Annotated in this window: 19 protein-coding genes and 1 pseudogene; 7 read left to right on the forward strand and 13 right to left on the reverse strand. The window is 63.1% G+C overall.

From position 1 onward, the window contains the following. The first annotated feature begins 48 nt into the window (after positions 1 to 48). Positions 49 to 1,500, forward strand: a complete 1,452-nt coding sequence (locus OH764_RS19110; RefSeq protein WP_498851242.1) for an aldehyde dehydrogenase family protein — start codon at positions 49 to 51, stop codon at positions 1,498 to 1,500. 116 nt (positions 1,501 to 1,616) lie between these two features. Here the strand turns inward: OH764_RS19110 and OH764_RS19115 are convergent, their stop codons facing one another. From OH764_RS19115 to OH764_RS19130, 4 genes and pseudogenes are all read right to left on the reverse strand, one after another. Then, positions 1,617 to 2,594 (reverse strand): 2-dehydropantoate 2-reductase, encoded by a 978-nt coding sequence (locus tag OH764_RS19115; protein WP_020068054.1) that lies wholly within the window; start codon positions 2,592 to 2,594, stop codon positions 1,617 to 1,619. A gap of 177 nt (positions 2,595 to 2,771) precedes the next feature. Then, positions 2,772 to 3,391: pseudogene (locus OH764_RS19120) on the reverse strand (LysE family translocator). Positions 3,392 to 3,609: 218 nt separating this feature from the next. Then, the gene (locus OH764_RS19125) at positions 3,610 to 4,149 is read right to left on the reverse strand and encodes a hypothetical protein (RefSeq protein ID WP_498850343.1); all 540 of its coding nucleotides are present in this window, start codon (positions 4,147 to 4,149) and stop codon (positions 3,610 to 3,612) included. Between the two features lie 217 nt (positions 4,150 to 4,366). Further along, complete coding sequence (locus tag OH764_RS19130) at positions 4,367 to 4,948, reverse strand: IMPACT family protein (protein WP_498850344.1); 582 nt, start codon at positions 4,946 to 4,948, stop codon at positions 4,367 to 4,369. Between the two features lie 170 nt (positions 4,949 to 5,118). Here OH764_RS19130 and OH764_RS19135 point away from each other — a divergent pair, with 170 nt between their 5' ends. Both OH764_RS19135 and OH764_RS19140 read left to right on the forward strand, forming a co-directional pair. After that, positions 5,119 to 5,745: a LysE family translocator gene (locus tag OH764_RS19135; RefSeq protein WP_498850345.1), complete on the forward strand. Its 627-nt coding sequence runs from the start codon at positions 5,119 to 5,121 to the stop codon at positions 5,743 to 5,745. A 107-nt stretch (positions 5,746 to 5,852) separates the two neighbouring features. Next, positions 5,853 to 6,485, forward strand: coding sequence for a 2-hydroxychromene-2-carboxylate isomerase (locus OH764_RS19140; RefSeq protein ID WP_498850346.1), 633 nt, complete (start codon positions 5,853 to 5,855; stop codon positions 6,483 to 6,485). On the opposite strand, the gene OH764_RS19145 is transcribed toward OH764_RS19140, so the two are convergent. The 3 genes from OH764_RS19145 to OH764_RS19155 form a co-directional block, all read right to left on the reverse strand. Beyond that, the gene (locus OH764_RS19145) at positions 6,467 to 6,724 is read right to left on the reverse strand and encodes a DUF2866 domain-containing protein (RefSeq protein ID WP_020068060.1); all 258 of its coding nucleotides are present in this window, start codon (positions 6,722 to 6,724) and stop codon (positions 6,467 to 6,469) included. The two genes, OH764_RS19140 and OH764_RS19145, sit on opposite strands and share 19 nt — an antisense overlap. A gap of 204 nt (positions 6,725 to 6,928) precedes the next feature. After that, a complete protein-coding gene (locus OH764_RS19150; RefSeq protein ID WP_498850347.1) occupies positions 6,929 to 8,665 on the reverse strand; it encodes a peptidoglycan D,D-transpeptidase FtsI family protein in 1,737 nt (578 codons plus the stop codon). A 255-nt stretch (positions 8,666 to 8,920) separates the two neighbouring features. Next, the gene (locus OH764_RS19155; RefSeq protein WP_498850348.1) at positions 8,921 to 10,462 is read right to left on the reverse strand and encodes a methyl-accepting chemotaxis protein; all 1,542 of its coding nucleotides are present in this window, start codon (positions 10,460 to 10,462) and stop codon (positions 8,921 to 8,923) included. Positions 10,463 to 10,680: 218 nt separating this feature from the next. On the opposite strand from OH764_RS19155, the gene OH764_RS19160 reads away from it, so the two are divergent. From OH764_RS19160 to OH764_RS19175, 4 genes are all read left to right on the forward strand, one after another. Beyond that, positions 10,681 to 10,917, forward strand: a complete 237-nt coding sequence (locus tag OH764_RS19160) for a hypothetical protein (RefSeq protein WP_498850349.1) — start codon at positions 10,681 to 10,683, stop codon at positions 10,915 to 10,917. Positions 10,918 to 11,009: 92 nt separating this feature from the next. Beyond that, positions 11,010 to 12,734, forward strand: coding sequence for a phosphoenolpyruvate mutase (gene aepX / locus OH764_RS19165; protein ID WP_020068063.1), 1,725 nt, complete (start codon positions 11,010 to 11,012; stop codon positions 12,732 to 12,734). Beyond that, a complete protein-coding gene (aepY, locus tag OH764_RS19170; protein ID WP_498850350.1) occupies positions 12,731 to 13,912 on the forward strand; it encodes a thiamine pyrophosphate enzyme family protein in 1,182 nt (393 codons plus the stop codon). The genes aepX and aepY overlap by 4 nt, the downstream gene beginning before the upstream one ends. A 21-nt stretch (positions 13,913 to 13,933) precedes the next feature. Further along, positions 13,934 to 15,001 (forward strand): 2-aminoethylphosphonate aminotransferase, encoded by a 1,068-nt coding sequence (locus tag OH764_RS19175; protein WP_498850351.1) that lies wholly within the window; start codon positions 13,934 to 13,936, stop codon positions 14,999 to 15,001. 16 nt (positions 15,002 to 15,017) lie between these two features. Here the strand turns inward: OH764_RS19175 and OH764_RS19180 are convergent, their stop codons facing one another. The 6 genes from OH764_RS19180 to OH764_RS19205 form a co-directional block, all read right to left on the reverse strand. Then, a complete protein-coding gene (locus OH764_RS19180; RefSeq protein WP_020068066.1) occupies positions 15,018 to 15,158 on the reverse strand; it encodes a hypothetical protein in 141 nt (46 codons plus the stop codon). Between the two features lie 126 nt (positions 15,159 to 15,284). Then, positions 15,285 to 15,989 (reverse strand): PIG-L deacetylase family protein, encoded by a 705-nt coding sequence (locus OH764_RS19185; protein ID WP_498850352.1) that lies wholly within the window; start codon positions 15,987 to 15,989, stop codon positions 15,285 to 15,287. A 199-nt stretch (positions 15,990 to 16,188) separates the two neighbouring features. Further along, entirely contained in the window at positions 16,189 to 16,779 is a 591-nt protein-coding gene (locus OH764_RS19190; protein ID WP_498850353.1) for a nucleotidyltransferase family protein, read from the reverse strand. A 77-nt stretch (positions 16,780 to 16,856) separates the two neighbouring features. After that, positions 16,857 to 19,079, reverse strand: a complete 2,223-nt coding sequence (locus OH764_RS19195) for a xanthine dehydrogenase family protein molybdopterin-binding subunit (RefSeq protein WP_498850354.1) — start codon at positions 19,077 to 19,079, stop codon at positions 16,857 to 16,859. Further along, positions 19,076 to 20,077, reverse strand: a complete 1,002-nt coding sequence (locus tag OH764_RS19200) for an FAD binding domain-containing protein (protein WP_498850355.1) — start codon at positions 20,075 to 20,077, stop codon at positions 19,076 to 19,078. Before OH764_RS19200 ends, OH764_RS19195 begins: the two co-directional genes overlap by 4 nt. Before the next feature lie 12 nt (positions 20,078 to 20,089). Continuing rightward, on the reverse strand, positions 20,090 to 20,851 hold the full coding sequence (locus OH764_RS19205) for a CoxS/CutS family dehydrogenase iron-sulfur subunit (RefSeq protein WP_498850356.1): 762 nt from the start codon (positions 20,849 to 20,851) through the stop codon (positions 20,090 to 20,092). Between the last annotated feature and the right edge of the window lie 35 nt (positions 20,852 to 20,886).

The following is a 20,886-nucleotide window of genomic DNA, read 5'->3' on the forward strand; positions in this document are numbered from 1 at the left end:
GCTAGCAGCAATCAGCCCAAGCAACATTTCAATGCAAGGAGCTTCATGATGGACACTGATACCGGCCTCAGGCGCCATGACCTGTTGATCGACGGCAAGCGGTTGCCGCCGGGCACGGGCGAATATTCCGTCAATATCAATCCGGCTACCGAGGAGCCGATCGCGCACGTTGCACAAGGTAGCGCCGCGGACGTCGACACGGCAGTGCACGCAGCGCGCGCCGCATTGAAGGTGTGGAACGGAATCAAGGCGGCGGAGCGCGGCCGCATTCTGTCCCGCCTTGCCAGCCTGATGCGCGCCAATCTCGACGAACTGGCCGCGCTCGAAAGTCTCGACGCGGGCAAGCCGATTGCCGCCGTCATGCGCCAGGACGTTCCGGCCGCGATCGATACGCTCGAATACTACGCAGGCTGGTGCGACAAGATCAACGGCCAGGTGGTCCCCGTTCGGCCCGACGCTTTGACCTACACGTTGCGTGAACCGGTCGGCGTGGTCGCTGCGATCGTGCCGTGGAACTTCCCGCTGATGATCGGTATGTGGAAAATCGCGCCGGCGCTCGCGTGCGGTTGCACACTGATCGTGAAGCCCGCCGAGATCACGCCGCTCAGCGCGTTGCGCATTGGCGAACTCGCGCTCGAAGCGGGCGTGCCGCCTGGAGTACTGAATATCGTCACGGGCAAGGGACGTGTGGTCGGCGACGCACTCGTCGCGCATCCAGGCGTTGACAAGGTTACATTCACCGGATCGCCGTCGGTGGGGCGCGGCATTCTGCAGGGCGCGGCGGGCAACTTCAAACGCGTGACGCTGGAACTCGGCGGCAAGTCGGCCAATCTGATTTTCCCCGATGCGAATCTCGACAACGCAGTGCGGGCCGCGGCGTCAGGCATCTTCTTCAACACGGGACAAGTGTGCTCGGCGGGCTCGCGCATTCTCGCGCATCGCGATGTCTACGACGAAGTGGTGGAGCGTCTCGCCGCGCGCGCAAAGTCGATCAAGGTCGGCGATCCGTCGTTGCGCGAGACGTCGATGGGTCCGCTTATCTCCGCCGCGCAAATGAAGACCGTACTCGGCTATGTCGATGCCGGACGCTCCGAAGGCGCGTCGCTCGTGACAGGCGGCGCGCGCATCGGCGAGCGCGGTTTCTTCGTGGAGCCGACGGTGTTTGCCAACGTCGAACACGAAATGCGCATTTCGCAGGAGGAGATTTTCGGGCCCGTGGCGAGCGTGATTCGTTTCAACGATGAAGCGGACGCTATACGTATCGCGAACGGCACGTTGTACAGCCTCGCGGCCGGTGTGTGGAGCGCGGACATTGGTCGCGTGCATCGCGTGGCACGTGACCTGAGAGCGGGGACCGTCTGGATCAATACCTACGGCTATACCGACGTGCGCCTGCCTTGGGGTGGCTCGGGCGATTCGGGCTTCGGCCGCGAGCACGGCGACGTGGCGATTGAAAACTTCACCGAGCCGAAAGCGGTCTGGCTGGCCATCGATCAATAGCAGCTGTATCTTGCCGCGCAAATGAAAAGGATCGGACGCCTCGCGGAGTCCGATCCTTTTTCAACGTACCGCGATGAAGGTGAGAAGCGCGAGAAGCGCAGGCAAACCCTATCGGATTACGCGCCTTGTAATGCCATGCGTTCGCGCAGTTTGACGAGCGCAAGCACGACGTCGATGGTAGGCGTCGGCTCGTTGACTAGGCGTCCCATTTCCTGCACCACGGTCAGAAGCGGATCGATTTCCATCGGCCGCCGGTTCTCCAGATCCACGAGCGTCGACGTTTTATGTGCACCGACCGCGCCCGCGCCGTCAATGCGCTTTTCCACGTCGACCCGAAAGTGCACACCGAACTGATCGGCAATCCGCTTTGCCTCGAGCATCATGGTGCGCGACACAGCGCGCGTGCCGGGGTCGCTCGTGAGCACGTCGAGTGTCGCGTGCGTCAACGCGCTGATCGGGTTGAAGCACAGATTGCCCCACAGCTTCAGCCAGATTTCGTCGCGGATGTTGTCGCGGATCGGTGCCTCGAAACCCGCTGCCTGCATGATCTCGTGCAACTGCTGGATGCGCGGCGTGCGCTCGCCGCTCGGCTCGCCGATCGGAAACTTCTTGCCATATACATGCTTGATGAGGCCCGGTTCCACGATTTCCGCGGCCGGATAGAGCACACATCCGATCGCCCGTTCCGGGCCGAGCTTCGTCCATTGACTGCCGTCCGGATCGACGCTCGCGAGCCGCGTGCCGGCGAACTTGCCGCCGTGCTGATAGAAGTACCAATACGGAATACCGTTGACACCGGTCACGACGGCAGTGTGTTTGCCGAGCAGCGGCTGCATCGCGTCGACCACGCCAGGCAACGAGTGCGCCTTCAACGTAATGATCACGAAGTCCTGCACGCCGAGTTCGCTCGGGTCGGACGTGCAGCGAACCGGCGCGCTGACCGTCTCGCCGTCGATAATCAGACGCGCGCCGTGCTCGCGCATTGCCGCGAGATGCGCGCCGCGCGCGATGAAACTGACGTCGGCGCCGGCGCGTGCCAACTGCACGCCCATCAAGCCGCCTATCGCTCCTGCTCCGAAGATGCAGATCTTCATGATGCCGCTCCTGTGACTATGAGAAGTCGCTTGCCCATGCCGCCTCTCGCCGAGCACGGCGGCGGGTCACTTAATGAGCATAGGGGCGTGCGGTCAATACAGATAGTTAAACTTTCTCGGCGCAAGCATTAGGCATTGCTTATGGACGGCGCGCTTCTGCTCGCGGCTCCACGCAGCTCAGGCACGTCTGACCAGCAGGAAACTAAGTCCGATGGCCGCGAGGAACGCGCCGCAGGAGCGATTGAACCAGCGCCTGACGCGAGCGCGCACAAGCCACTTGCCGAGATGCATCCCCGCCCACGAGTACAGCGCGATAGCCACGCATTCCAGCACGAGGAAGCTGACGCCGAGTGCAGCGAATTGCGGAAGCATCGGTTTCCCGATGTCGACGAATTGCGGTAGAAACGCGGTAAAGACGAGTATCGCCTTGGGATTGCCCGCTGCCACGAGGAATTCCTGGCGTGCGATCCGCGCGAGCGATGCGGGTTGCTCTTGCGTAGTGTCCACCGCAGGCGCGTCGCTGCGCCACAGTTGAATGGCGAGCCAGATCAGGTAAGCCGCGCCGCGAGTTTGATGGCGAGAAAGAACCACTCCGATGCATGCAGCACGACCGCGAGACCGGTGGCGGCGAGCGCAATCATGGTTGCAAACGCGACCAGCCGCCCGGTCCCGCCGAGAAACGCGGTCATGAAGCCATGCCGCGCGGCCACGTTGATCGAAAGCAGAATGTTCGGCCCCGGCGCGAGATTGATAGCGAAACAGGCGGGGAGGAAGAACAGCCAGGCGGTGGTGGACATGGAGCCTCGCAGGGAATGAACGCGCGGGCGCGAGCCAGGTGCAAACCCGCAAACCCGCAAGCGCGCAATTGCGCAATTGCGCAAACGGAAAACGCGCTGCGCTGGTTCCGATTGTAGCGAAAACCGGTGGCGCTTCTGCTCGCGTCTGAGCTGACGGGCGTTTGCAGGTGTCGTTGGAAGACGCCTCTGGCGGAAGCCTCTTGCAGGCCCCTCAGTTTTCAGTTCACTGCATTAATGAATCCGCTATCGCTCACCAATGCGTCGACGCTAAGCCTCACCGTGTCTTCGATCGCAATGGAACTGCTGGTGAATTTCGGCGATTTCCGTTTGACGGTCTTGGTGGTCGAGAACACGACCTTTTGCGTGGCGGAATCCGTCACCACGTAGCGCATCTTCAGTGTCCATTGCGCGGGCGAACGGACGTCGTCGACAGTGAATTTTTCGATGTTGCCGCTCAGCACTTTCCTGCCATCGTTGAGATGGAAGCCAGCAACCTTGAGACGATTCGCGATGCTCTCGCGCACCGCCTGGTTGATATCGTTTTTCAGCACCAGGGCGGTCATCGCCGTGTTTTCGATGCGATTCGGCGACATGCGCCCTTCGACAGCCGGCATGTACGCGAAATCGCGCGCGGGCGCGACGCTCAGCCAGCCTGTGGAGTGTGCCGCCGCGCGGGGCGGGCTATTCAGCCCAAACCACGACCACGAGCAGGCGGACAGCATCAGGGGCAGCGCGATTACGCCGCAGCCCTTGAGCACGATATTTCCCAAAGTCGCCGGCGTGCCCGCTGCCGGGCGCGCCGGATGACGCGAAAGCGAACCATGCCGCGCCGATTCGGGCGCTGTGCTGGAACAAGCGGCGGTCGAGATCAGAAGAGTGGCCCTTTAAGTGGTGATACATGCCGTTGAAGAACAGCATGGTAACAGCGGGCACCTGCGCGCCATCTTCGAAATAAAAAGTGCCTGGGCGTCGCCATTAGAAGAACCCGGCTTTGCCCTGTGTCATATCGACTAGCGTGCGCCGTGCGTCGTCGACCGCGTTGACCGGCAAGCGGATGGTCATCTTCACGAGCATTGCATGCGCGGTGTCGGCGAGCGCGTAGCCTTGGGCTTCGATCCATCGCCGCACTTTCGCTTCGTCGGCGTAACCGACTTCGACGGTCAGCGACCCCTGTGCGATCCGTTCGATTCGCGGCGCGTCCAGCAGCGCCGAAGCGATCGCGTCCGTATATGCACGCACGAGGCCGCCCGCGCCGAGTCTGACGCCGCCATAATATCGGACTACCGCGCCCAGCACGCCGTCCAGATCGTGATGCCGTAGCACTTCGAGAATTGGCCGGCCCGCGGTGCCGGACGGCTCGCCGTCGTCAGACATGCCGGACTGGCCGCCTGCCAGCAGCGCCCAGCACACGTGCGTTGCGGTTGGGTGCTCGTCGCGCAGACGGCGCAATTCGTCCATCGCGGCGTCGCGATCCTCGACCGGCACGGCGTACGCAATGAACCGGCTCTTGCGAATCTCAAGTTCGTGGATGTGCCGCGTGGACAGCGTGTAAGTCACCTTGGTAATTCCAGTCAATAGCGATAAACAATACAGCTCGCGAGCCCGTTGAAGCCCGAGACTCGAATGATAGCCAGTTTGCGGCGCCGGCAAGCGCGCTACGTGCGTCGCAAGTACACTGTTCGAACTGTCCGCTTGCATCGGATGGGCGCAAACAATCTGGAGACGACATGCTCGAGCTATCCTCGTTAGGCACTTTCATTGCCGTTGTATTCGGCCTCTTTCTGATTCCCGGGCCCGCCGTGCTGCTGGTTTTAACACGCACCGTGCACGGAGGACGCAAGGCCGGCATCTTCACCGGCCTTGGCATTGCAGTGGGCGACTTCATTCACACGCTGGGCGCAGCGGTTGGCCTTTCGGCCTTGCTGATGACGTCGGCACTCGCGTTCAACGCGGTCAAATGGATTGGCGCTGCGTATCTGGTTTATCTGGGCATTCGCGCATTGCGTGAAAAGCAGACCAGCGCGAATGTGCCCGCGAGCGCGCCCGTGTCCGCATCGAAAGCGTTTTTTCAGGCCATTCCCGCCGAGGTGCTGAATCCGAAGACCGCGCTTTTCTTTCTCGCGTTTCTTCCGCAATTCGTTCATCCCGAACATGGCTCGACGTTTTTGCAGTTTTCGACGTTGGGCCTGATTTTCGTCGGCATGAGCGCGCTTTACACCACGCTGATTGTATTGACGATTCGCCCGCTCGGCAGGCTCATCAAGCGCCTGACGTGGCTGCGCCGGTGGCAGAAAAAGATCATCGGTGTACTGTTTATTTCGCTTGGACTGCGCGTGGCGACGCAAACGCGCTGAGCGCCCGCGTATTCCCACCGCCTTTCTGCCATCTATGCGAGCGGCGAACTTTCTTGTCATAGTTAGCGCTTTCCCGTTCAACTGTCCTGCATTGCACGAGAATAGAGATGGACCACATCGCCGCTTCCGCAGTCACGCCGGCACGCCGGATCGAGTTCTGGTTCGACTTCGGCAGCAACTATAGCTACCTGAGCGTCATGCGCATCGAGGCTGAGGCCGCGGCGCGACGTGTGAGCGTCGATTGGCGGCCGTTCCTGCTCGGGCCGATTTTTCGCGCGCTCGGTTTCGACAATTCTCCGTTCGTTCTGCAAAAGGAGAAGGGCGCCTACGTGTGGAAGGACATGGAACGGCAGTGCCGCAAATACGGCATTGCGTTGACACGTCCAAGCGTTTTTCCGCGCGCAGCTTTACTCGCACTGCGTGTAGCGCTGCTTGGCGCGGAGCGCGAATGGATTGCTGCTTACTGTCGCGAGATCATGCAGCAGAATTTCGTGCATGACCGCGATATCGGTTCGATTGAAGTAGTGAGCGAAGCGCTCGCGAAACTCGGTTTGCCCGCGCAACAGATCATCGCCGAAGCGCAGAGCGACGCGAACAAGCTGCGTCTGCGTGAACAGACCGAAGTTGCTGCGTCGAAAGGCATTTTCGGCGCGCCTACTTTCTTTGTCGGCGACGAAATGTTCTGGGGCAACGACCGGCTGGAAGACGCGTTGGACTTCTGCTATTCGTCGCCGCGCTGACAGAAGCGCCTGCCAGGCACATGCGATACGACGGCCTGCGCAATTTCAAGCGGGGTACTTTCGGCGGGCACCACGCGGCGACTTGCTTCGGGCGTGTGCTTCATGGTCCATTCGACGAGCCGGTACGAACGTCCCCAAGGCGGTTGCAGCGGGTCAGAGACCTTGCATGAGTGAATCTGCCGGACCCATTCGTTGTCAGGCATGGCGCGCAGATGCTCGAATACCTTGTTCTCAACCATGGTGTGACCTCTTTCTTTTTCGCAGGCATGCAACCTGTCTTTTGGCGCGTCGGCAAACATCGCTGAAAAAAACGCCGCCGGTGATCAGGCGGCTCAACAGGGGATGTTGAGTCACATGGTTGCAGCAAAGAATTAAGCGAGACTTAAGATCGCGCAAAACCGTACGCGTACGCGTAGCGGTCGGGTTGAGCGCCACGCCTCGGGTCACGCATCCGGCGGCACGCCGAGCAGTTGCAACGCGCCGCCCGTTACGGCGCTGAACACCGGGCCGGCGACAGTGCCGCCATAAAAAGCCTTGCCGGCCGGGTCGTCGATCATCACGGCGACAATCAGTCTCGGGTCGCTCATGGGCGCCATTCCGACGAAGAGTGCACGGTAGCGATTCTTCGCGTAAGTCGCGCCGACCTGCTTGCGCGCAGTCCCAGTCTTGCCGCCCACGCGGTAACCTTCCACTGTCGCGGCGCGCCCCGTGCCGCCGTCGCCCGTGGCCATTTCCAGCATCGAGCGGATCGCGCGTGCGGTGCCGGGCGTGGTGACCGCGTGGCGGGTTGGAGCAGAAGCGCCCGCGTCATTGCCGCCCGCCTCGGTGCTTTCGCGTAGCAACCGCACGCGGTGCATCGTTCCGTCGCCGGCATAGGCGGTGTAGATCTGTGCGATCTGCAATAGCGAAGCGGAAAGTCCATAGCCATATGCCATGGTCGCCTGCTCGATCGGGCGCCAGCGTTTGTACGGGCGCACCTTGCCAGACGCTACGCCTGGGAATGTCAGATCGGGCCGCAACCCGAGCCCGTATTCCTGGTACTTCGTCCAGATTTTCTCGGCCGGCAAATTGAGCGCGAGCTTGGCAAGCGCAATGTTGCTCGACTTTTGCACCGCTTCCGCAACAGTCATCGCGCCGTGATTCGACGTGTCGTGGATCACTGCGGGACCGATCTTGTACCAGCCCGGCGCCGTGTCGATGACGCTTTGCGGCCGCACTTTGCCCTCGTCGATGGAAAGCGCGACGACCACTGGCTTGATCGTCGAACCCGGCTCGAACGTATCCACCACCGCGCGATTTCGCAGTTGGCGCCCGGTCAGACGCGCGCGGTCGTTCGGATCGAAGCTCGGATAATTGGCGAGCGCGAGAATCTCGCCGTTGCGCGCGTCGAGCACCACCACGCTGCCTGCTTCCGCGCGATGTCTGGCAATCGCGTCCTTCAGCTGCCCGTATGCGAGTTGCTGAATGCGCCGGTCGATGGTCAGGTGGATCGTCTCGCCGTTCTCCGCAGGTACGAGCGGGCGCGTCTCGGACACGACGCGGCCGAGCCGGTCGCGGATTACTTCGCGATGGCCGAGCACGCCGAGCAGTTGTTCGTTGGCCGCCAGCTCGACGCCTTCCTGACCGTTGTCCTCGATGTCCGTAAAGCCGACCACGTGTGCCGCCGACTCGCCTTCCGGATAGAAGCGCTTGGAATCCGCAATCTGCGTGATGCCCGCGAGTCCGAGCTTGGAAAGATGACCGGCGGTATCCGCGTCGACCTGACGCTTCAGCAGCACGAACGTCTTGTCGCCGCTCAGACGACGACGCAGTTCCGCGAGCGGCAGATCGAGCAGCTTCGAAAGCGGCGGCAACGCGGCTTCGTCGAGCAGTTTCGGGGACGCCCAGATCTCGTAAGTCGCCAGACTGACGGCCAGCATCGAGCCATTGCGGTCGACAATGCGGCCGCGGGTTGCATCCAGTTCGATCGTGCGTTGGTAGCGCTTTTGCCCTTGATCGACGTAGAAGTCGCGATTCACCACCTGAACCCAGAGCGCGCGGCCGGCGAGCGCGGCAAACGCGCCGAACACCAGCACGACGATGAACTTCGAGCGCCACATTGGAAGACGCGCAACGAGCAACTGGTTCTTTGCGACCGGCGCGTACGGGTCGCGTGGTTGAGACTTTTTCTTCTGGATCATAGAGGCGGATAAACAGCGGATTGACTTGCATCGCTCAAAGGCGGCGCGGCTCATTGTAATGAGAACGTAATATGTATGAGAGATTACTGCAAGTCAACTCGCGCGACGGGCGAAAAAAAGCCGCGCGGATCCGAAAATCCGTGCGGCTCGTGTTCAAGTGCTTCTGTCCGTCGCGTTGTCTAGTTGTCCGTTGTTTCTTGACGCTTCCCGTTGCGCTCTCGCGCGCCTGTTACGCGCTTGTCTCGCTCTTCACCGTCAGGCCGGCAGCGCAAAGCTGGAAATCGCTTCGCGCAGAACGCCCACCTGGTCTTTCAGTGAATGCGCGGCGGCAGCGGCCTGTTCCACGAGCGCGGCGTTCTGCTGCGTGACCTGATCCATTTCCCCGACCGCGCGATTCACCTGCTCGATGCCCGCGCTCTGCTCGCGCGACGCGTTGCTGATTTCCTCGAGGATCTCGTTCACGCGACGGACCGATTGCACGATCTCGCCCATCGTCGAACCCGCGTTGGACACGAGCGATGCGCCTGCTTCGACGGTATTCGTCGACGTTTCGATCAGCGCCTTGATCTCCTTGGCGGCCGTAGCCGAGCGTTGCGCAAGGCTGCGCACTTCGGCGGCGACCACCGCGAAGCCGCGTCCCTGTTCGCCCGCGCGGGCCGCCTCGACCGCCGCGTTCAACGCGAGAATGTTGGTCTGGAACGCGATGCCGTCGATTACCCCAATGATGTCGCCGATCTGCCGCGAGCTCGTCGTGATCTCGCCCATCGTACGGACCACGTCGTCGACGACGCGGCTGCCGCGCGTGGCGACGTCCGCGGCCTGACCCGCGAGTTGGGCCGCTTGCAACGCGCTGTCGGCGTTCTGCTTCACATTGACCGTCATCTGGTCCATGCTCGACGCCGTCTGCACCAGCGCGGCCGCCTGCTCCTCGGTGCGCTGCGACAGATCGGTATTGCCCGCGGCAATTTCGCTCGCGCCGACGTTGATGTTTTCGGTGCCGGTACGAACGCGCGAAACGGTATCGACGAGACCCGCCTGCATGGTGTGCAACGCATGCAGCAGGCTGCCGGCGTCGTTGTCGTTGACCGGTACGCGCGTCGCAAGGTTGCCGCGCGCCATCAGCTGCGCATGTTCGACGGCCACTTCCAGATCGCCGCCGAGCGAGCGGCGGATGCTGCGCAACACGACCAGCATGATGGCCGTGGCAACAGCGCCGAGCGTGACGGTGATGGCGAGCCAGCGCAGGAGACTTGAATAAAACGCGCGCTGCACGTCGTCCATATACATGCCGGTGACGACATACCAGTCCCACGGCTGGAAGTGCATCGCATAGCTCGTCTTGGCTACGGGCTTTTCGCTGCCGGGCTTAGCCCACAGATAGTCGACAAAGCCGCCGCCTTCTCGATTGCCTGCGTTGACGATGTCCACGAACAGATGGTTGCCCGCCGGATCGGTGAATTGCGCCATGTTCTTGCCGACCAACTCTTTCTTGAACGGATGCATCAGCATGACCGGCTGGGAATCGTTCACCGAGATGTAGCCGTCCTTGCCGTAGCGCATCGCCTCGATCGTGGCGAGCGCCTGCTTCTTCGCTTCGTCCTCGGTGATGACGTGCTGCTGCGCCAGCGTGTAGTAACGGCTCACCACGTGGTTCGCCTGGTCGATCAGCGACGTGAGCTGATCGCGCCGGTCGGCAATCATCGACGCACGGTTTTGCCATGCACCGAAGCCGCCGATCAGGATCAGGCCGAACCACAGGACGGCGATCATTGAGGCCAGTTTTTTGTTCAAAGTCATAGCAATGGGTCGTGCTTTCACAAAGGGTCGATCGGATTGGCTGTTTGCTTTTCGCTGACTGTGTTTACGGCAGTTGCCAGTTGTCTCCTGAGGGCAGGGGAAACCCGCTGTTTCAGCAGGGGTTTTGTCTGACTAAATGTCGTCTGTGGCTTGCTGAGACCCCGAGTCGCCGGTTTATAAAAATGCAATGAAATTTGAAATGCAGTAATCAATTAATCGTGAAGCGTTATTCATCGGTCTTCGCGAAAAACCCGGACTTTATTGAAATGCGCTTGTTGCAAATTGCGTTGCTGGATTACGCCGATTCGGCTGCCGGCGCCCGGGGACAGGGTGTCGTGTCAAGTTTCCACAAAACGCCAATTAATTCCAAAGGCCACGTGGTTGCGGGTCGCTGCAAAAATCGACACATTTTTCCACTTAACAGCAAGGCAGAAAAGGCAGAGCCGTCTAAATGACCAATAAATGAAAATTCCGCTATAGTCGCCATTTTCCAGTCGCCAGCCGGGCAAAAAGAGCGCCAATAAGCCCGCCACAAGGAGTACCGAAAATGAATGCCCGCGAACCCGCGTTCGTCTCCGCTTCCCGCAGCGCACGTCTGCGTCAGATGCTTGTCAGCAACGAACTCGAATTCATGATGGAGGCCCATAACGGCCTGTCCGCCCGCATCGTGCGCGAAGCAGGTTTCAAGGCGATCTGGGGCTCGGGCCTCGCGATTTCCGCGCAATTCGGTGTGCGCGACAACAACGAAGCAAGCTGGACGCAGGTGGTCGACAACCTCGAATTCATGGCCGACGCAAGCGATCTGCCCATTCTGCTCGACGGCGATACCGGCTACGGCAACTTCAATAACGTGCGCCGCCTCGTGCGCAAGCTCGAACAGCGCGGCATTGCCGGCGTATGTATCGAAGACAAGCAGTTCCCGAAAACGAATAGCTTCATTAACGGCGAAGCGCAGCCGCTCGCCGATATGGACGAATTCTGCGGCAAGATCAAGGCCGGTAAGGACTCGCAGTCGGACGAAAATTTTTCGATCGTGGCGCGCGTGGAAGCGCTGATCGCAGGCTGGGGCATGGACGAAGCGCTGCGCCGCGCGGAAGCCTACCGCCGCGCCGGCGCCGACGCGATTCTGATTCACAGCAAGCTCTCGCGCCCCGACGAAATTCTCGAGTTCGCGCGTGAGTGGGCGGGCCGTGGGCCGCTCGTCATCGTGCCGACCAAGTACTACAGCACGCCGACCGAAGTGTTCCGCGAAGCCGGCATCAGCACGGTGATCTGGGCGAACCATCTGATTCGCGCGGCGACCTCGGCCATGCAGGCGGTTGCACGAGAGATCCATACAAGCGAAACGCTCGTCAATGTCGAAGACCGCATTGCCGGCGTCAACGAAATTTTCCGCTTGCAGGACGCGGACGAATACTCGGAAGCGGAAGACCGCTATCTGTCGAGCGGCCGCGCGGCGAGCGCCGCTGTCGTGCTTGCGGCGAGCCGCGGCAAGGGCCTCGAAGCGGTCACTCAGGACCGTCCGAAGGTCATGCTGCCGATCGCCGGCAAGCCGCTGTTGCGCTGGCTCGTCGACGCGTTCAAGAAGCAGGGCGTCAACGACATCACTGTGGTCGGCGGTTATCGCGCCGATGCAATCGACACGGCCGGTATCAAGCTCGTGGTCAATGACAAGCATGCGGAAACCGGCGAACTCGCATCGCTTGCGTGCGCACTCGACAAGCTCGCGGGCGACACGCTGATTTCGTACGGCGATCTGCTGTTCCGCAGCTATATCCTGCGCGATCTGGTGGAGAGCGAGGCCGCGTTCAGCGTCGTGGTGGATTCGTCGTTGACCGATGCCGAAAACGCGAGCGTGCGCGACTTCGCATGGTGCTCGTCGGCCGACGACCGCGGTCTCTTCGGCAACAAGGTGCTGTTGCGTCACGTTTCGAGCGGGCAGCAGGCGTCGTCGGAGATTGCCGCGCAAACGCCGCATGGCCGCTGGGTCGGTCTTCTGAACGTACGCGGCGAAGGCTGCGAGCGTCTTCGGGCGGTCATGCAGCAGTTGCAGGCGCGTGCCGATTTCGCGTCGCTCGACATGCCCGCTTTGCTGAACGCGCTGATCGAAGCCGGTGAATCGATCGAGGTGCAATACGTGCATGGCCACTGGCGCGGTGTGAACGATCTCGAAGACTTCCGCCGCGCCGGCGACTTCGCGCATGGCCAGACGCCGCTCGCGGCGTCGGTCGGCACGCAGGCAACGGATTCCGCGAACGGAGCCGCGCAATGATCGAGGCGGCACAGTTCGTCGAGGCGGCGCGCGATCGCGGTTTCGACTGGTACGCGGGCGTGCCGTGCTCGTATCTGACGCCGTTTATCAACTACGTGTTGCAGGACGAGTCGCTGCATTACGTGTCGGCGGCGAATGAAGGCGACGCTGTCGCGCTGATCGCGGGTGTCGCGCTCGGCGCGCGCGATGAGCGTGGCGGAGGCACACGCCGCCGCGGCATCACGATGATGCAGAACTCCGGGCTCGGCAACGCGGTGAGCCCGCTGACATCGCTCACGTGGACCTTCCGTTTGCCGCAATTGCTGATCGTCACGTGGCGCGGCCAGCCCGGCGTCGCCGATGAACCGCAGCACGCGTTAATGGGCCCCGTCACGCCCGCGATGCTCGACACGATGGAAATTCCCTGGGAGACTTTCCCGACGGAAGCCGACGCAATCGGCCCTGCGCTGGATCGCGCCATCGCCCACATGGACGAAACGGGCCGCCCGTACGCGCTCGTCATGCAAAAGGGCAGCGTCGCGCCGTACGAGTTGAAGGCGAGCGCCGCCAGCGAGCGCCGCGTGCCGATGGCAGCGCGTTCGCAGTTCGCCAACGTGGCCGCGAGCGAACTCGCGTCGCGCCATGACGCGCTGAAGAAGGTGATCGCGCATACGCCGATCGAGTCGACGGTGGTTCTGGCGTCGACCGGTTTTTGCGGGCGCGAGCTTTACGCAATCGACGATCGTCCGAATCAGTTGTACATGGTCGGCTCGATGGGCTGCGTGACGCCGTTCGCGCTGGGTCTGGCGCTCGCGCGCCCGGACCTGCACGTCGTCGCGCTCGACGGCGACGGCGCCGCGCTGATGCGAATGGGCGCCTTCGCGACGCTCGGCGCATACGGCCCGTCCAATCTCACGCACGTGCTGCTCGACAATGGCGCGCACGACTCGACCGGGGGACAGGCGACGGTGTCGTCGCAAGTCTCGTTCGCGGGTGTTGCGGCGGCGTGCGGGTATGCGTCGGCGGTCGAAAGCGACGATCCGGCCGTGCTCGACCAGTTGTTCGAATCGGCCCCGCTCGACGGCCCGCGTTTTGCGCGCCTCGTGATTCGCCGCGGCACGCCTGACGGCTTGCCGCGTCCCACCATCACTCCGCCCGATGTGAAAACGCGCCTGATGCGCCACATCGGCGCCGCGTGAAGTCAAAGTAAAGGAGCGCCCATGCTGCTGCTCAATCCCGGTCCGGTGACGCTCACCGAACGTGTTCGCAACAGCCTGTTGCAGACGGACCTGTGTCATCGCGAAAGCGAGTTTTTCGATTTGCAGGAAGAGGCGCGCACGCGTCTCGTCGACCTGTACGGTCTCGATGCGAGCGAATGGCAAGCGGTGCTGATGACGGGCTCCGGCACGGCCGCTGTCGAAAGCATGACGGCCGCGCTGGTGCCGCAGAACGGCAAGCTGCTGGTGGTGGAAAACGGCGTGTACGGCGAGCGCATTTCGCAGATCGCCGCGCAGTACGGGATCGCGCACGAGTCGCTCAAGCACGACTGGATGCAGGCGCCCGACCTCGCGAAAATCGCCGAACGTCTCGACGCCGACAAAGCGTTCACGCATGTTGCCGTGATTCATCACGAGACGACGACGGGGCGTCTGAACGACCTCGCGGCGTTGGGCACGCTGTGCCGTGCGCGGGGCTTGCGTTTGCTGGTGGACGGCGTCAGCAGCTTCGGCGCCGAAGCGATCGATTTCGCCGACGCGAGCCTCGACGCGGTCGCCGCCACGGCCAACAAGTGTTTGCACGGCGTGCCGGGCGCCTCGTTCGTACTGGTGCGCCGCGCCGCGCTCGCGCAGGCGGCGAGCCGCACGTACTACCTCGACCTCGGGCGGCTCGCGCGCTTGCAGGATCAGCGCAACACGCCGTTCACGCCGTCGGTTCATGCGTACTACGCGCTCGTCGAAGCACTGCGCGAGATCGCCGACGAAGGCGGCTGGCGCGCCCGTCATGCACGTTACGCGGCGCTCGCGGAACAGGCGCGCGCGGGGCTGGCCGAGCGCGGCATCGGCAGCGTGTTGGCGCCGGCGGAATCGTCGGTGGTGTTGCGCGCATACCGGCTGCCGAGCGGCGTCACGTATGCGCAACTGCACGACGCGCTGAAGGCGCGCGGGTTTGTCATCTATGCGGGACAGGGCGGCCTGTCGGCCGAGCTATTCCGCATTTCGACGATGGGCAATATCCACGCCGCCGACATCGACCGGCTTTTGCAGGGCTTTACCGAACTGACGCGCTGAGCGCCGCGCTGCACGCTCACACAGGGTCTTTGTCTGGCGGCCCTTCCGGGCGCTGCGGCTCCTCGGTGTGATGACCGGGCGATGGCGGCGTCAGCGGATCGCCTTCCGGATCACGGGTCGGATCGGCGTTAGGGTCGGGGATCGGGCTTGTATGCATGTCGTAGCTCATTGCATCACCTGTGGTTGAGAACTCTGCGATAGCGGGACGGCGTCCGGCGTTCTCTTCAAGCGTAGACGCTTCCTGTCAGGCTTGACCGCCAGAGTTGCTGCGCTGATCGTCCTGTTACTTCTTCACGCGACGGCCTACGGTGAGGTGCCAATAGCGCTCGGTGGCAAAAACATCCTCGTAGTTGCCGGCGCCGAACGCGCGCAACTGGCTCTGATACGCATTGACCGCTTCGCGCTTGATCTGTCCGCGGCGCTGCGCGTCGATCGTGTGCCCGGCGCTCGGATTGGCCGGCGTCGCCACGATGCCGCGCTGCGCGAGATCGGCAAGCCGTGCCTGCACGACACCCGGCGTGCGCCGGTGAATGGCTTCTTCGTAGCCGAACCATTCGAGATGCGACAGGCGCGGCAGGATCTCGCAGCACGCTTCGAATACGCGCACGTGGTCGTCGTGAAACAGGCCGAGCGGCATCAGCAACGTGTTCGCCGTAGTTCGGTAAATGGTTTCCTCTAGCGCCGCTGCCATTTTGCTGATCGACGGCGAGTCGGAATACTGACTGTCGCGAAACGGCATTCGGAGCGGAATCGCATCGAGCAATTCAAGCGCGCGATTGTCTTCGAGCGTGCGCTCGTGTATTGCCTCATGGGCGTCGCTGAAGCCCGACTTTTCATCCCATTCGGTACGCATCGTATGCTCTGGCGGCGCGGCGAAGACCGTACAAACCGCAGCGTCCGGATGCGCGGCGAGCAATGCGCCACAACTGAACACGGCGTCGTCGAAATGAGGTGACACGATGAAAAGGCGCGGACTGGTTTCGCTCATGGGAAGTCGGGTGGTTGCGAAACGTGCGCCGCGTGAGCGGCGTAACGTTGCGTGACAATCGCGGCGTCACATCAGCTTAGGCGGAATTGGAACGAGTTGCGCGGCAGATTCGCGGTCTATTCACGGTTCCGATTGCATCGAGCATTCATCATGTTCCGCGCAAGCCCCATGCCTGAGGCCTTTTCGCTTTTGCGGCCGATCAACGTAAAGCCCGCAAATCGTCCGGCGTGTCGATATCGCGCAAGATTCCGGCGTCGTCGACATCGAGCCTCATGACGCGTTCGGAGCCGAGCAACGAGCGCGCGCCGCTGTCTCCGTCGAGGCACAGCAGCGCGTCGCGGTGGTCCGCGCCAAACCCTACGGGATGGCCGCGCTGCCCGTCGTAAAACGGCGCCACGATCGGCGCGCCGCCGTCGAGCGCGCGCGCCACCGCTTCGATCGTGGTGATCTCGATGCGCGGCATGTCCGCGAGCGCGACGATCCAGCCCTCGGCGTCCTCGCTCGCCTGAATACCGGCAGCGAGGCTTGCGCCCATGCCGCGTTCGGCGCCGGGCGCGAACGCCACGTCGCAGCCGGCATCGTTTAAAAGCCGCGCAAGCGCTTCAGCGCCCGGCCGCACCACGGCCAGCACGTGCGGCACGACCCTCAGTAGCCGGTGCGCCGCTTCCTGCGCGACCGGCGTGCCGTCGGGCAGCCGCGCAAGCAGCTTGTTTTGCAGGCCGTGCGGATCGAAGCGGGAGCCGACCCCGGCCGCGAGCAATATGCCAGTGGCGAGCGACGCGTAAGCCATGGATGGGCACCGTTGAGTAAGATGCCACCGATTGTGCGGCGCAACGCACCGCGAGGCAAGCGGCCCGCGCAGGGCGCTCAGGCCTGCCTGGTCGTCATCACCTTGTCGAGCGTTATCGGAAGATCGCGCACGCGCACACCGGTTGCGTGGTACACCGCGTTGGCAAGCGCGGCGCACACGCCCGTAATGCCGATCTCGCCGATGCCCCGCACCCCAAGGGAATTGATATACGGGTCCGGCCGGTCGATAAACGTAATATCGAGTGCGCCGATGTCGGCATTCACTGGCACGTGGTACTCGGCGAGATTTGCGTTCGTGAAACGCCCATATCGCGTATCCAGCGAGGTTTCCTCCTGCAACGCTGCACCCACGCCCCATACAATGCCGCCGAGCATCTGGCTGCGTGCGGTTTTCTCATTGAGCACGCGCCCCACGTCGTACACGCCGACCACGCGCGGCACGCGAATCGTGCCGAGGTCCGCGTCCACATGCACTTCGACGAACACCGCGCCGAACGAGTGAAACGAGTACTTCTGCTTCTCGCCGCCCGGCTTGACGGTGGACGTCGCCTCGATCGGTTTGCCGCCGGAGCGCGCGACGATCGCTGCCGCCGGATCGCGCTTCGACGGTTGCGAGCGGCTCGTTACCCAGCCGTTCTCCACGGTGATGTCGTCGAGCGCCATGCCGTGCACGGGCGACGCAGGGTCCGCCAATGCCAGCGCGATGAGGCGTGCGCGCGCCTCGGTCGCGGCGTCGCGCACGGCCGGCGAAACGCTCGCCGCCGATTGCGAGCCGCCCGACACCGGTGCCTTCGGTAGCGACGAATCGCCGAGCGCAAAGTGGATGTTTTCCGGCGCGAAGCCAAGCGCATCGGCGGCGACCTGGGTCATCACCGTGTACGTACCGGTGCCGATGTCCTGCGTGCCAGAGGCCACCATCGCAGTGCCGTCGGGCAAAATCCGCGCAATGGCGCTTGCTTCACTGCGATTAGCTGGGTAGGTGGCGGTCGCCATGCCCATGCCGATCAGCGTATTGCCGTCACGCATGGAACGCGGTGCGGGGCTGCGCCGCGACCAGCCGAATTTCTCCGCGCCGATCTGATAGCACTCGCGTAACGACTTGCCCGACCAGGGCTTGTTTTCCTGCGGATCGGCTTCCGCGTAGTTCTTCAGGCGCAACGCGAGCGGGTCCATTTTGAGCGCCGCCGCCAGTTCGTCCATTGCCGATTCCAGCGCAAACGAGCCGGTCGTCTCGCCCGGCGCGCGCATGAACGTCGGCGTGCCGACGTTGAGCGGCACCAGCCGGTGCGTGGTCACCTGGTTCGGCACCGCATACAACATACGCGTGACCATGCAGCACGTCTCGGTCCAGTCTTCGATCACGGACGTGTCCGAAATGCTGTCGTGACGCATGGCGCTCAGCGTGCCGTCGCGCCGCGCGGCCAGCACAAGGCGCTGTTCGGTGCGCGGACGTGCGCCGACCGGACCGAACATCTGCGGCCGCTCGAGCACGAGCCGCACCGGACGCCCGGTCTGTTTCGCGGCCATTGCGCACAACGACACATGCGACCAGGACGAGCCCTTGCAACCAAATCCGCCGCCGACGAACGGCGAGATCACTCGAACGTCGCCAGGTGAAATGCCGAGCGTTCTGGCCACCGCCTGCGCTTCGCCGCTCACGCCCTGGGTCGAATCGTAGAGCGTAAGCTGCGGGCCGTCCCAACGCGCCATGGTCGCGTGCGGCTCCATCGGATTGTGATGCTCGATGGGCGTCGTGTACGTTTCGTCGATATGCACCGCGCTGTTCTGCATGCCGTCTTCGAAGCTGCCACGCTGCGTGTCCGTTTGACGCCCTTGCGGTTTGTCCGGGGCATGTGCATTTGCCTTCGCCTGTGCGAAGTCGAGCGTGGCCGGCGTGCTCTGATACGTGATGCGCAACCGGCGCGCGGCATCGGTCGCATGTTCGAGCGTATCGGCGACGACTACCGCCACCGGCTCGTTGTTGTAATGCACCTGGTTGTCCTGCAGGAGCGACAGTCGACGACCCGCAGGCGGGGCCAATTGCGCCTTGCCGCCGCTCGGCAGACGTGGCGCGTTCTGATGCGTCATGACGAGCAGCACGCCGGGCACGGCCTGCGCGCGGCTTGCATCGATCGACGCAATCGTGCCGCGTGCAATCGTGCTCGTCACGAGCACCGCATGAGCGAGGCGCGCTTCCGGAAATTCCGCGGCATAGCGTGCTTCGCCGGTTACTTTGAGTAGACCGTCGGTGCGGTCGAACGGTTGACCGATCAGCGTCATGCGACACCTCCTGCGCGGCCGGCGGCCTGATTCACTGCACGTACGATCGCGCGTTGCGCGAGCTGCACCTTGAAGCGGTTGTCGGCGAGCGGCCGGGCATCGCGCAATGCGGCGGCAGCGGCGTTGGTGAGCGCGGCTTGAGTCAGCGGCTGTCCGTTCAGCATCTGTTCCGCTGCGCTCGCGCGCCACGGTTTGTGCGCGACGCCGCCCAATGCAATGCGCGCGCTCTGCACGCGCTCGCCGTCCATCTGCAAGGCAGCGGCCACCGAGACCAGGGCGAATGCGTAACTGGCGCGGTCACGCACTTTCAGGTAGTGCGAATGCGCGCTGAAAAGCGGTGGCGGCAGATCCACCGCGGTAATCAGCTCGCCGGGACGCAGCGTGGTGTCGACATCGGGTCTGTCGCCCGGAAGCCGATGAAATTCGGCGAACGGAATGCTTCGCTCCCCGGCCGGACCACTCACGCGGACCACCGCATCGAGCGCGGCGAGCGCCACGCTCATGTCCGACGGGTTGACCGCGACGCACTGCGGGCTCGCGCCGAGAATCGCGTGCATGCGGTTACGCCCTTCGAGCGCCGCGCAGCCGCTGCCCATTACGCGCTTGTTGCACTGGGAGAAAGCGGTGTCGTAGAAGTATGCGCAGCGGGTACGCTGAAGCAGATTCCCGCCGACCGTCGCCATATTGCGCAATTGCGACGACGCACCCGACAAGAATGCTTGCGATAACAACGGATACTGTTCGCGCACCAACGCGTGGTTCGCGGCGTCGCTATTGCGCACGAGTGCGCCGATGCGAATGCCGCCGTCGGGCAGCGTCGCCACGCCGTCGAGTCCGCCGATATGCGTGATGTCGATGAGCCGCACCGGCCGCTCGACACCTCCCTTCATCAGATCGAGCAGATTCGTGCCGCCGCCGATGAACACCGCGCCCGGTTGCTGCACGGCGCGCACTGCGCCGGCGACATCGGCGGCGCGTTCGTAGGTAATCGCATCCATGCCGTCGCTCCGTTAGGCGTTGCCGCGGTTATCGTGGTTGTCGTGCTGGTCACGATGGTCGGCGCCAGCCGTGCCCGCATTCTGACCGCTGCCTTCATGCGCCGCGCGTATCGCGGCCACGATATTTGCATAGGCGCCGCAGCGGCAAATGTTGCCGCTCATGCGTTCGCGAATCTCATCGTCGGAAAGTTTGGCGGGACGTTGGCGCACATCGGCGGTCACGACGCTCGCGGTGCCGCTGCGAAATTCCTGGAGCAGGGCGGTGGCCGAGCACAGCTGCCCCGGCGTGCAGTAGCCGCACTGAAACGCATCGTGCTCGATGAACGCGCGTTGCAGCGGGCTCAATGCACCATTGCTCGCGAGCCCTTCGACCGTGGTGATGGTCTCGCCTTCATGCATGACGGCGAGCGTTAGACATGAATTGATTCGGCGTCCGTTGGCGATCACCGTGCATGCGCCGCATTGTCCGCGGTCACAGCCTTTCTTCGTGCCCATCAGACCTGCGTACTCGCGCAATGCATCGAGCAAGGTCACGCGCGGTTCGAGCTGCAACGTATAGGGGCGGCCGTTGACGTTCAATTCGACGGGGCGTGGCGGCACGGGAGCAGGCGTCTGCGCGGGCGCGGCCACAGATGTTTGCGCTTGTGCGCGAAGGTGCGGTGCCGCACCGACAGTCGCGGCTGCTGCAGCCGATTGTAGAAAACGGCGACGCGAAGGTTGGTGCAAGGCGGCGGCTTCGTCACCCGGATCATGACATTCGTTATCTGTAGTCATAACGTTCTATTGACTCCGCTGAAAGGTCAATGCAG

Source organism: Burkholderia sp. M6-3, assembly GCF_050858985.1.
GTDB lineage: Bacteria > Pseudomonadota > Gammaproteobacteria > Burkholderiales > Burkholderiaceae > Paraburkholderia > Paraburkholderia caledonica.

Coding starts and splice junctions, on each gene's coding strand:
- OH764_RS19110 (WP_498851242.1), top strand. CDS start 49: ATGGACACTGATACCGGCCTCAGGCGCCATGACCTGTTGATCGACGGC.
- OH764_RS19115 (WP_020068054.1), bottom strand. CDS start 2,594: ATGAAGATCTGCATCTTCGGAGCAGGAGCGATAGGCGGCTTGATGGGC.
- OH764_RS19135 (WP_498850345.1), top strand. CDS start 5,119: ATGCTCGAGCTATCCTCGTTAGGCACTTTCATTGCCGTTGTATTCGGC.
- OH764_RS19140 (WP_498850346.1), top strand. CDS start 5,853: ATGGACCACATCGCCGCTTCCGCAGTCACGCCGGCACGCCGGATCGAG.
- OH764_RS19145 (WP_020068060.1), bottom strand. CDS start 6,724: ATGGTTGAGAACAAGGTATTCGAGCATCTGCGCGCCATGCCTGACAAC.
- OH764_RS19150 (WP_498850347.1), bottom strand. CDS start 8,665: ATGATCCAGAAGAAAAAGTCTCAACCACGCGACCCGTACGCGCCGGTC.
- OH764_RS19155 (WP_498850348.1), bottom strand. CDS start 10,462: ATGACTTTGAACAAAAAACTGGCCTCAATGATCGCCGTCCTGTGGTTC.
- aepX (WP_020068063.1), top strand. CDS start 11,010: ATGAATGCCCGCGAACCCGCGTTCGTCTCCGCTTCCCGCAGCGCACGT.
- aepY (WP_498850350.1), top strand. CDS start 12,731: ATGATCGAGGCGGCACAGTTCGTCGAGGCGGCGCGCGATCGCGGTTTC.
- OH764_RS19175 (WP_498850351.1), top strand. CDS start 13,934: ATGCTGCTGCTCAATCCCGGTCCGGTGACGCTCACCGAACGTGTTCGC.
- OH764_RS19180 (WP_020068066.1), bottom strand. CDS start 15,158: ATGCATACAAGCCCGATCCCCGACCCTAACGCCGATCCGACCCGTGAT.
- OH764_RS19185 (WP_498850352.1), bottom strand. CDS start 15,989: ATGAGCGAAACCAGTCCGCGCCTTTTCATCGTGTCACCTCATTTCGAC.
- OH764_RS19190 (WP_498850353.1), bottom strand. CDS start 16,779: ATGGCTTACGCGTCGCTCGCCACTGGCATATTGCTCGCGGCCGGGGTC.
- OH764_RS19195 (WP_498850354.1), bottom strand. CDS start 19,079: ATGACGCTGATCGGTCAACCGTTCGACCGCACCGACGGTCTACTCAAA.
- OH764_RS19200 (WP_498850355.1), bottom strand. CDS start 20,077: ATGGATGCGATTACCTACGAACGCGCCGCCGATGTCGCCGGCGCAGTG.
- OH764_RS19205 (WP_498850356.1), bottom strand. CDS start 20,851: ATGACTACAGATAACGAATGTCATGATCCGGGTGACGAAGCCGCCGCC.